Source organism: Pseudomonas sp. MF08831, from assembly GCF_059862645.1.
In genome coordinates, this window is sequence record NZ_JCBCUX010000030.1 from 1 (window position 1) to 10,203 (window position 10,203).

Consider the following 10,203-nt stretch of genomic DNA (forward strand, 5'->3'; position numbering starts at 1 on the left):
GGGCTTGCTCGCGAAAGCGGTGTGTCAGTCAGCGTATCTGTAGCTGATCCAGCGCATTCGCGAGCAAGCCCGCTCCCACTTTTTGATTGAGGTTTGGCTCAGCGATCGACGAGGTTGGCCAACTCCGAACCGTCCACATACCGCTGCAGATTCGCCAGGAACGTATCGGCAATCTCCTCTTGGCAGGCGCTGGTGGAATTCTTGCGTGAAGGCCTGGCGGGTGGTTGCTGAACCACTGACACCACTCAGAACAACTGTGGGAGCGGGCTTGCTCGCGAATACGGTGCATCCGTTACAAATAAGCTGACTGATCCACCGCATTCGCGAGCAAGCCCGCTCCCACATTTTGATTGAGGTTTGGCTCAGAGATCGACGAGGTTGGCCAGCTCCGAACCGTCCACATACCGCTGCAGATTCGCCAGGAACGTATCGGCAATCTCCTCTTGGCTGTTGGTCGAAATCGCCGAGGTGTGCGGCGACAACCTCACCCGCGGATGGCTGTACAACGGGTGCCCATCCGGCAGCGGTTCCGGCTCGGTCACGTCCAGCGATGCCAGGCCAACCTGACCGTTGTCCAACGCCTCCAACAACGCCTCTTGATCGAGCAAACCACCGCGCGCGATGTTGATCAGGTGCAGCCCTGGCTTGGCACTGCCGAGCACATCGCGGTTAACGATATGCCGCGTGCTCTCGGTCAGCGGCGCCGCCAGCACCAGATGGTCGGCGCGGGCGAACAGGTCGTGGATATCCCGAGCGGCTTCGACGCCGTCGACGTCAAAAGAGGCATGGCTTTGACGCAACGCAACCACGTTGATGCCGAGCGCCAACGCCTTTTGCGCGAGGCTTTTACCAATTGCGCCAAAGCCGAGAATGCCCAGGGTAGTGCCCTTGAGTGGGCGCAATGGCGTGAAATTCCAGTGGGCATCCTTCACCCAGATAGCCGGTAAATGCTTGGACGCGGCAAAGATCGCCGCCAGGGCGAACTCGGCGAGGTTGTCGGCGGCGCTGCCACGCGAGGTGGTTACCGGTGGGCCGTTGAACAGCCACTGCGGGTAGAAGTCGATGCCCGACGAGACCAGATGCACCCACTGCGCGCCGTACGGCCAGCCCGGCGGCGGGGTGTCCGGCGCGGTGTAGCCGCGCACGTTGATCGGGCGCAACAAGAGGATATTGGCCTGGGGCGGCAAGTCACTCGGCACACCAGCAGGCACGCCGATCACCTGGGCTTCAGGATGAATCGAGGCGAGGCGTTCGCGGATCACCGCGTTGTAGTCTTCGTCCAGCTGGCTGGCAATAATCACCTGACTCATGAGCGTTCCTTATTCATTTTGGGCCACGTTGGGCGAACACAGCTTTGCCGACGCCTTGCAGCACGGCGTCGTTTTGTGGGGTATGCACGCGGCTGCACAGCACATCGCGGTAATGGCGTTGCAGCGGGCTGTGGCGTGACAGGCCGGGGTTGCCCGAGGCTTCGATGGCCAACTCGACGGCGCGGATCGCGTTGCCGGTCACCAGGTACTTCAACTGCGCGGCATTCGCGGCCGGTGTGTGGCCTTCAGCGGCGGTATCCAGCAGGCTGCGGTTGGCAAACAGCAGCGTGTCGATATGGCCGACGGTTTCCTGAAAGCGCGGCAAGGTCGACAGCGCTGCGCCCAGATTGGATGGTTTGCGCTCCTCCAGCCATTTCACCAGCCAGTCCCGTGCAGCCTGGGCCACGGCGTCATACACCGAAGACAGCAACACTGACATCCACAGGAAACCATCGCCATCCAGCTCTGGCTGCGGCGCACTCCAGGGGCTCACGCTGACGGCGTGGTCCAGCGGCACCAGCACGTTGTCGAGCACCACTTCATGGCTGCAGGTGGCGCGCATGCCCAAGTGGTCCCAGGTGTCGATGATGCTTATGCCGGGGCTGTCCTTGCGCACCAGCCAGGCACCCACCAACGGGTCGGCGTCATCGCTGCGCGCCCATACGCTGAACCAGCTCAGACCATGGCTGCCGGTGGAGTAAATCTTGCGCCCACTGATGCGCCAGCCTTCGGCGGTGCGCACGGCGGTGGTCGCCGGCAGGCCGCCCCGCGCCGGGGTGCCGAGGTCGGGTTCGACGCGCAGGGCGTTGATCAGCGCGCCGTTGCGCACCGCGTCTTCGGCCACTTGCACGCGCAAGTGCTGGGGCCAGGTTTTGCTGTCTTGCAAGCGCGTGTGTTGCAGGTACTGCATCACCAGGATCAGCGCGGTGGAGGGCTCGCCCTTGGCAATCGCGCTGATCGCCTTGCGCGCCTGGGGCAAGCTGGCACCGCCGCCGCCCAAGGATTTGGGCACAGTGAGGGCGACCAGGCCGTGGTCATGCAGCAGCTTAAAATTGTTGTGGGGGAAGGCACCGCTGGCGTCGTACAGGTGCGCGGTGCTTGCCAGCTCGGCGCTGAGGCGTTCGAGCAGGGCTTCGAAGTTGGCGACTTCCACGCAGCGTAAGGAAGGTTGGGACGTCATGAGCATGTACTCGGTCAAAAATGTGGTCTTAGATAGCGATACGCACGGGCTGTTGGCTCAACAAGCGCTCCACCACCTGCAACACCGGCTCGGCCTCGGTACGCACCAGCCAGTCCGGGCTGACCTCGACAAACGCCACCGTGCCGTCCTGGGCAATCACCACCACGGTTGGCTGCGGCAATTCCCACGTACCGGTACCGGTGGTTTCGCCGATGCTGCTGCCCTTGGCCAATGCCGCATTGCGCGAGGCTTCGTCAAAGCTGTAAAGAATGCCCAGGTGCCGCCCGAGGGTGTTGTCCGGGTCGCTGGCGACCAGCAGTTTGAGGCTATGGCGGGTCTTGATCTCGACCAGGCGCTGTGGCACTTGCGGGCTGACCGCCACCAGCGGCACGCCCCATTCACGCAGGCGTGGGTAGAGCTGGCGCTCGTAATAGGGCAGGGCGATGTTGCACGCCGGGCAGCCGGCAAAACGGAAGAAAATCAACACTGCCGGCCCGTCGGCCAGCAGCAGGTCGAGGTTCAGTTCGCCGCCTTCCACATTGAGCAAGGTGAACGGGTCCAGCGCATCGCCCACCTGCACATACGCGTCGGGCTGCGCTTCATCCACCAGGCGCTGGCGCTGGTCGATATTGACCTGCAACGCCGCCGGCGCCCACGTGGCCACACGTTCGGCATGCAGCTCAGCTAATTGACGGTTGAGGGATTCGCTCATGCCAGCGCCTCCTGTTGTTCTTCGACCTCGGTGGCGACGCTGTAACGGTTGGCCGGCACGTCCAGGCCCAGGTTGTCGCGCAGCGTGTGGCCGCTGTACTCGGTGCGGAACAGGCCGCGCTGTTGCAGCACCGGCACCACCAGCTCGGTGAAGTACTGCAAGCCATCCGGCAGCACCGAGTTGATGATGAAACCATCGCTGGCGCCGGTTTCGAACCAGGTCTGGATCGCATCGGCGACTTGCTCCGGGGTGCCGACAAAATCGCGTTTGGGCCGCGAGAAACGCAGGGCCACTTCGCGCAGGGTCAGGCCTTCGTCCTTGGCCAGTTGCTTGATGCGCTCAGAGCCGCCTTTCTGGCTGTTGGCGCCCAGGTCGCCGAGTTCCGGGAAGGGTTCGTCCAGCGGGTATTGGCTGAAGTCGTGGTCGTTGAACGGGCGGCCGAGGGCGACGATGGCGTCCTCCACGGTGACCAGGTCCACGGCCTGCTGATAGCGGCTTTGCACCTCGGCGGCGTCACGACCGACAATCGGGCGGATGCCCGGCAGGATCGACAGGCTGTGGGCGTCGCGGCCAAAGCCCTTGGCGCGGCGCTTCAAGTCGGCGCTGTAGGCTTTGGCTTCTTCAATGTGCTCGACGTGCACGAAAATCGCATCGGCGTTTTGCGCCGCAAAGTTGCGCCCATCCTCCGAGGTGCCGGCCTGGAAAATTGCCGGTTGGCCCTGGCGCGAACGCGCGATGTTCAGCGGGCCTCTGACCGAGAAAAACTCGCCTTTGTGGTTCAGCGCGTGCAGCTTGTGCGGGGTGAAAAACTCGCCACTTTGCTTGTTGTAGGTAAAGGCGTCGTCTTCCCAGGAATCCCACAGGCCCTTGACCACGTTGAGGTGTTCCTTGGCGATGCGGTAGCGCACGGCATGCGGTGGGTGCTCGGCCTTGCCGAAGTTGTCGGCGGTGCCGCTGAGCCATGAGGTGACCACGTTCCAACCGGCGCGGCCGCCGCTGATGTGGTCCAGGGACGCAAACTGGCGTGCCACCTGATAGGGCTCGCTGTAGCTGACCGTCACCGTGGCAACCAGGCCAATGTTCGTGGTCAGTGCGGCGAGGGCCGAGAGAATGGTCAGCGGCTCGAAGCGGTTGAGGTAGTGCGGGCTGGACTTGGCGTGGATATGCAGGCTGTCGGCGATGAACACGAAATCGAATTTGGCGCCTTCGGCCAATTCAGTCTGCTGCTTGTAGAAACCAAAATTCGTACTGGCATTCGGTTGCGCCTGCGGGTGGCGCCATTCACCCCAGCCGTGACCGACGCCGTGAACCATGGCGCCCAGCTTCAAATGGCGTGGCTGCAATTGACCTGGCTTGCTCATGTGTAGCTCCTTGCTTAGCGCGATGCTTGGGAAGTGGGAAAACGCTCGGCGTTAAAGCTCTTGTCGAAACCCTGCGACACGTCGATGTGCCTGGGCAGCAGGCCTTCCTTCTGATAGGTGTCGGCCGTGGCTTGCAGGCCGCTGATCACGCTGTCGTCGATCACGACGGGGCTCAGATGAGTGTCCTTGGCCACCTCGACGTGCACCGCCAACGGCAGGCCGGTGATTTTCGATTGGGCGGCAGCGTATTCATTGGGGTGCGCATTGGCCCACGCATAAGCGCGATCGACGCGGGCGACAAAGTCGTCCAGTTGCGCGCGTTTTTCGCTGATGGCCTGTTGGGTGGCCGCAAAATACAGGTGGTTGCTCAGTAACGGGTTGCCGCTGACCAGCACCCTGGCCTGGCTTTGTGAGGTGACCACTGTGGTGTACGGGTCCCATGTGGCCCAGGCATCGACGGTGCCGTTATCGAGCACCAACCGCGATTCGGCGGGCAGCAGGAATATGAATTGCACATCCTGGGTGGTCAGCCCGGCGCTGGCCAGGGCCTTGATCGCCAGGTAGTGGCCGATGGAGCCGCGGCCGGTGACGATTTTCTTGCCCTTGAGGTCGGCCACCGTCTTGATCGGTGAGTCCTTGGGCACCACCAGGGCGGTGGTGTTGCGCCCTTCGGCGTGGATGATGCTGACCACTTTGAGCGAGGCGCCGGCGCCCAGAGCAAACACATACGGCGCATCACCGAGCGCACCAACATCCACGGCGCCGGCATTCAGGGCTTCGCCCAACGGTGAGGCGGAGGGGAATTCCGACCATTGGAGGGTGTAGGGAACGTTTTGGGTTTCGCCCGAGGCTTCCAGCAGGGCCTTGATGGTGGATTTTTGATTGGCCACGCGCAGCGGTTGCAGGTCGGCGGCCTGGGCGGTGGTGAGCAGGCCAAAGGCGAGGGCGGTGCCCAGCAACAGGCGTTTGAACGCAGGGGTAAAGGTCATGAGCGGTAGATTCCAGACAGATCGAAAAGGTGTGGGTTACCTCCGCCTGGAAAGGGGTCGGTGCGGCCTGCCCCGGTCCGGGGCAGGCGTTAAGGGGGCTCAGATCACATAGAAACCATGGGTGCCGTCGCGGGCCAGCTGCTCGACCAGGCCGAACTCCCAATCCAGGTAGGCCTGCATGGCTTCCTTGGGGCTGTCGGTGCCTTCGTACGGTCGGCGGTAGCGGTCGATACGCGTTGAGGCCAGGTGCGTTTCTCCTGTTTCCAGCGGCAGTTGTTCGGCGATCCAGTGGGTGGTGCCGCCTTGCAGCAGGAACACCGGCTTGCCGGTCAGCGCTTCGACTTCAGCCACCGCCAGGCGTGCCAGTTGGCTGGTGCCGCAGGTCAGCACATAACGCTCGGCGGGCGGTACCTTGGCCAGCGCCTCGGGCAATTGCGCACGCAAGACCCAGTGAGCACCGGGAATGTGGCGCTTGACGTAATTGACGCTGGGGGTGAAATCCAGCACCGCCGTGTCGCCGTGGGCGAGCCACTCCGCCAGGGTGTGCGGGCTGATCAACTCGGCTTGCTGCGGCGCCGGCACGGGTGCTACCCAGGCACCGGTTTCGCTGAAGTGCGCCGTTTGCAGGTCGTCGAGCACATGCACCTCCCAGCCCAGTTGCGCGAGCCAGGAGGCGGACATGTTGGCCCGTACGCCGTCGTCATCCGCCAGCACCAGGCGCGCACCGCGCACGCTGGCGACGTGATCGGTTTCCTGCACCAGCTGGCCGCCCGGAGTAGAGCGTGCGCCAGGCAAGTGGCCGGCTTCGAATTCTTCCGGGGTGCGCACATCGAACAGGTACGTGGTGCGGTGCGGTTCCTGCTGCCAGCGTTGCAGATCAGCCAAAGTCGCACGGCCGACGCGGGCTTTGTCGGCCACGCGGCGCGCGTCCCGGGCGGCGATCTGGCGGTGTTCTTCGCGGGTTGGCGCAAAGCGCCGCGACTGGCCGTGGGCGAGTTTCTGCCCGGCCAGGGTCCAGCCGATGGTGCCGTTACGCAGCGCCGACACCGGGTTGGCGATGCCAGAGTTGATCAGCGATTGAGTGCCAATAATGCTGCGCGTGCGCCCGGCGCAGTTGACGATGATGCGGGTGGACGGGTCCGGCGCCAGTTCACGCGCGCGCAGCACCAGCTCGGCACCGGGCACGCTGATGCCGGTGGGGATGCTCATGGTCTGGTATTCGTCGAAGCGGCGCGCGTCGAGCACCACCACGTCGGCTTGGTTATTGAGCAGGGCCTGGACTTCTTCGGCGGCCAGGGACGGCGTATGGCGCTCGCTCTCGACCAGCTCGCCAAACGCCTTGCTCGGCACATTGACGTCGATAAACAGCTCGCCACCGGCCTTGCGCCAACCGTCCAACCCCCCTTCAAGCAGGCTGACCTGGGTGTAGCCCAGCGCAACCAGGCGCTCGGCAGCGCGCTGCGCCAGCCCTTCACCGTTGTCGTAGACGGTGACCTGGGTATCGCGCCGTGGAATGCGCGCGTACACCTCCAGCTCCAGTTTGGACAGCGGGATATTCGCAGCGAACAGCGGGTGCGACTCGGCAAACGGCGCTTCTTCGCGCACATCGACCAGGGCGACTTCTTCACGGTCCAACAGGGCCTGACGGATCTGGGCGAAGCTGCGGTTCGATACGGTGGTCATAGGGCAGGGCTCTTTTCTTTGGACAAATCCCAGATGTTCGGGAGGTAGGCGTTGGAATAACCGGAGATAAACAGTTTCTCGCTGCCGTCGGGCTGATACACCGCGCGGCGTACCGCACCGATATTGGCGCCGTACACATGAATGCTGATCGACACCTGGTCGCTGTGGGCATTGCTGACCTGATGGATATCGCCGACCTTGGGCGACACGGCCTCGACCTGACCCGGCACCAACTGAATCGGCTTGCCCTCGGCAACGAGGCGGCCGTCGGGTGCGCGTTCAAAGCCCTGGGAAAATTCCGAACCGCGCAGCATGCCGATCAAGCCCCACACGCGGTGGTCATGAATCGGCGTGCTTTGCCCCGGCCCCCACACAAAGCTGACGATGCTGAAGCGCTGGCGCGAATCGGCATGCAGCAGAAATTGCTGGTAACGCGCGGGGTCGGGTTGGGCGTATTCGTCGGGCAGCCAGTCATCGTGGCTGACCAGTTGCGCCAAGAGCTTGCCGCCACGGTGCAGCAGGTCGCCTTCGCGTGGATTGCCGTCGATCAATTCCGCCAGGGCGCCTATAAAGGCTCTGAGTCTCTCGGGGTGTCGGGCCTGGGTCATGGCACTTCCATCGCTGCTTTAACGGGGAGGGTTTGATGGGTTTATATAAGCATAATGTTTATAGTTAATATGCTATTTTTTAATGATTAGCTTATAGCTTTAGGTAATTTAGAACCGGTCTGCATAGCGTTAGACGTTATCGATCACAGCGTGGACTATCCATGCAGCGTTCCTGCAACTATGCTTCGCACACATCTTAATGACTGTTCTCTATGTGCGGCCCAAATGAAAATTGACGATATCGATGCCTTTGTCGAAGTGATTCGTTGCCAGTCCATCAGCCATGCCGCCGAGTCGTTGCAACTGACCCAGCCGGCCATTACCCGCCGCGTGCAGAACTTCGAGCAGGCGCTGGGTGTGGAGCTGTTCGACCGCAACACCAAGCCCCTCAAGCCTACGCTGATCGGTACGCGCGTTTATGAACAATGCCGGCTGATCCTGCGCGAAATGGATGCCCTGCGCGAACTGGTGGCCACCGATGCGCCGCCGACCGGCGTATTGCGCCTGGGCGTGCCGCAGACCATCGGCGACGTGGTGCTGCTCGATGCGCTCAAGCACCTGCGCACCGAATACGCCGACTTGCGCACGCAAGTCGCCACGGGTTGGGGCAGCCAACTGGTCGGCAAGATCGAGCGCGGTGAACTGGACGCGGCGGTGGCGTTGTTTCCGGCAGGCAAGATTTTCCCGGACAACATCGTCGGTGAGTCCATCGGCAAAATGGAGTTGGTGGTGGTGTGTGCCAAGGCGCAGTTGCCGAAGAAGCCGTGCAAGTTGGCCGATGTGTACCAGAACGGCTGGATTCTGAACCCGGATGGCTGCGGTTTCCGGGCCGGCTTGCAGCGCACCTTGTCTGATCAGGGGTTGGCATTGCGGGTGAACCTGGAAACCTTCGGCACCGAGTTGCAATTGGGGCTGGTGGCAGACGGTTTGGGTTTGGGGCTGGTGCCGCGGCCTTTGCTGGAGCGCAGCGCTCACCGTGAGCAGCTGGCGGTCATGCCGCTCAAGGATTTCAAGCCGGTGATGGATTTGTGGCTGATCTATCCGCATTTTCTGGGCAACCTGCAGGGGCCGGTGGATGCGTTCGGCAAGCTGGTCGCGGACTCGCTGCACAAGATCCGCAACGCCGCCTGAGCGAGAGATGTGGTTTTTATAAAAAAAAATAATAATTAGCTTAGATTAAAATGTGCTTTTTATTATTTTTCGGCATCCCCTAGGCTGCCTGGAAGTCCTTAAGGCCATCCAGGAAGTTTTGCCATGAGCAGCGTCACCTCTCTATCCAGCGTTTCCAGCAACGTCCGCCAGCGCGTATCGCCTGAAGAGTGGGAGGTGCGCGTCAAACTGGCCGCGGCCTATCGGCTGGCGGCGTTGTACAAGTGGACCGATCACATCTACACGCACTTCTCGGCCCGCGTGCCGGGTCCGGATGAGCATTTCCTGATCAATGCCTTTGGCTTGTTGTTCGATGAAATCAGCGCGTCCAACCTGGTCAAGGTTGACCTTGACGGCACGATTGTCGACGACCCTACGGGCCTGGGCATCAATTACGCAGGTTATGTGATTCACAGTGCCATCCACGGCGCGCGGCATGACCTGCAAGCGGTGCTGCACACGCATACCCGTGACGGTATTGCGGTGTCGGCGCAGAAGGACGGGCTGTTGCCGATTTCCCAGCACTCTATCGCGTTCTCCGGGCGTGTCGCGTACCACGGCTATGAAGGCGTGGCGCTGGACCTGGACGAGCGTGAGCGGTTGGTGGCGGACCTGGGGGACAAGAGTGTGATGATTTTGCGTAACCATGGGTTGTTGACGGCGGGGGTGAGCGTTGAGCATGCGTTTCAGCAGCTGCAGGGGCTGGAGCGTGCGTGCAATATTCAGGTGGCGGCGCAGGCGGGCGGGAATGCGCAGTTGATCTTTCCGCCGGCGGAGGTGGTGGCCAAGGTTGAAGAGCAGGCCAGGGTGTTCAGCAACGGGGCCGGACCGGGTGTGGCGCGGCATTGGAATGCGTTGGTTCGGCAGTTGGAGCGTACTGATACCGAGTATAAAAACTGACGTCGGTAGTGGTGGGGGGCTTGGGGGGTGGTTTGTTTGTGAGGGGGGGGTGTTTAGGTAGATTGGGGGCATATCCGTTGCTGCGGTCACGGCGGCTGGCGGTTCCGCTCTTACAGCGGGTCACTTTTGGCAAACGCCCCAAAAGTAACCAAAAGGTCTTTGCCCCACCACTCGGCACCTCGCCTAGGCTCGGTGTGCCCTCACTCCGGCTTGAATCCGTGGGCCGCCGTGACGGGCCATCCATGGCCCAACACGGCTAACCCGGCGTCCTGCCGGGTTACCCACGGATTCAAGCCTGCGTTCGGCCAGCG

General features: G+C 62.4%; 9 protein-coding genes. 2 read left to right on the plus strand and 7 right to left on the minus strand.

Annotated elements, in window-relative coordinates; translation table 11 throughout:
• Positions 1-362: 362 nt before the first annotated feature.
• The 7 genes from AC19YS_RS31800 to AC19YS_RS31830 all read right to left on the minus strand — a co-directional run bounded on the left by AC19YS_RS31800 (position 363) and on the right by AC19YS_RS31830 (position 7,843).
• Positions 363-1,310 carry a D-isomer specific 2-hydroxyacid dehydrogenase family protein gene (locus AC19YS_RS31800; RefSeq protein ID WP_500603525.1) on the minus strand — a complete coding sequence of 316 codons (948 nt, stop codon included), beginning with the start codon at positions 1,308-1,310 and terminating at the stop codon, positions 363-365.
• A 13-nt stretch (positions 1,311-1,323) separates the two neighbouring features.
• Positions 1,324-2,496, minus strand: coding sequence for an acyl-CoA dehydrogenase family protein (locus AC19YS_RS31805; RefSeq protein WP_500603526.1), 1,173 nt, complete (start codon positions 2,494-2,496; stop codon positions 1,324-1,326).
• Between the two features lie 22 nt (positions 2,497-2,518).
• Complete coding sequence (locus AC19YS_RS31810) at positions 2,519-3,202, minus strand: peroxiredoxin-like family protein (protein WP_500603527.1); 684 nt, start codon at positions 3,200-3,202, stop codon at positions 2,519-2,521.
• On the minus strand, positions 3,199-4,563 hold the full coding sequence (locus tag AC19YS_RS31815; protein WP_500603528.1) for an LLM class flavin-dependent oxidoreductase: 1,365 nt from the start codon (positions 4,561-4,563) through the stop codon (positions 3,199-3,201). Before AC19YS_RS31815 ends, AC19YS_RS31810 begins: the two co-directional genes overlap by 4 nt.
• Positions 4,564-4,577: 14 nt before the next feature.
• Positions 4,578-5,552 (minus strand): ABC transporter substrate-binding protein, encoded by a 975-nt coding sequence (locus AC19YS_RS31820; RefSeq protein WP_106580741.1) that lies wholly within the window; start codon positions 5,550-5,552, stop codon positions 4,578-4,580.
• Between the two features lie 99 nt (positions 5,553-5,651).
• Complete coding sequence (locus tag AC19YS_RS31825) at positions 5,652-7,235, minus strand: rhodanese-related sulfurtransferase (protein WP_500603529.1); 1,584 nt, start codon at positions 7,233-7,235, stop codon at positions 5,652-5,654.
• Positions 7,232-7,843 (minus strand): cysteine dioxygenase family protein, encoded by a 612-nt coding sequence (locus tag AC19YS_RS31830; RefSeq protein WP_119735435.1) that lies wholly within the window; start codon positions 7,841-7,843, stop codon positions 7,232-7,234. The genes AC19YS_RS31825 and AC19YS_RS31830 overlap by 4 nt, the downstream gene beginning before the upstream one ends.
• Before the next feature lie 225 nt (positions 7,844-8,068).
• On the opposite strand from AC19YS_RS31830, the gene AC19YS_RS31835 reads away from it, so the two are divergent.
• A complete protein-coding gene (locus AC19YS_RS31835) occupies positions 8,069-8,974 on the plus strand; it encodes a LysR family transcriptional regulator (RefSeq protein ID WP_124417080.1) in 906 nt (301 codons plus the stop codon).
• 123 nt (positions 8,975-9,097) lie between these two features.
• Positions 9,098-9,892 (plus strand): class II aldolase/adducin family protein, encoded by a 795-nt coding sequence (locus AC19YS_RS31840; protein WP_500603530.1) that lies wholly within the window; start codon positions 9,098-9,100, stop codon positions 9,890-9,892.
• Positions 9,893-10,203 lie beyond the last annotated feature (311 nt).

Excerpts from the sequence above, each read along its gene's own strand:
- AC19YS_RS31800 (WP_500603525.1), bottom strand. The coding sequence starts at position 1,310 with ATGAGTCAGGTGATTATTGCCAGCCAGCTGGACGAAGACTACAACGCG.
- AC19YS_RS31805 (WP_500603526.1), bottom strand. The coding sequence starts at position 2,496 with ATGCTCATGACGTCCCAACCTTCCTTACGCTGCGTGGAAGTCGCCAAC.
- AC19YS_RS31810 (WP_500603527.1), bottom strand. The coding sequence starts at position 3,202 with ATGAGCGAATCCCTCAACCGTCAATTAGCTGAGCTGCATGCCGAACGT.
- AC19YS_RS31815 (WP_500603528.1), bottom strand. The coding sequence starts at position 4,563 with ATGAGCAAGCCAGGTCAATTGCAGCCACGCCATTTGAAGCTGGGCGCC.
- AC19YS_RS31820 (WP_106580741.1), bottom strand. The coding sequence starts at position 5,552 with ATGACCTTTACCCCTGCGTTCAAACGCCTGTTGCTGGGCACCGCCCTC.
- AC19YS_RS31825 (WP_500603529.1), bottom strand. The coding sequence starts at position 7,235 with ATGACCACCGTATCGAACCGCAGCTTCGCCCAGATCCGTCAGGCCCTG.
- AC19YS_RS31830 (WP_119735435.1), bottom strand. The coding sequence starts at position 7,843 with ATGACCCAGGCCCGACACCCCGAGAGACTCAGAGCCTTTATAGGCGCC.
- AC19YS_RS31835 (WP_124417080.1), top strand. The coding sequence starts at position 8,069 with ATGAAAATTGACGATATCGATGCCTTTGTCGAAGTGATTCGTTGCCAG.
- AC19YS_RS31840 (WP_500603530.1), top strand. The coding sequence starts at position 9,098 with ATGAGCAGCGTCACCTCTCTATCCAGCGTTTCCAGCAACGTCCGCCAG.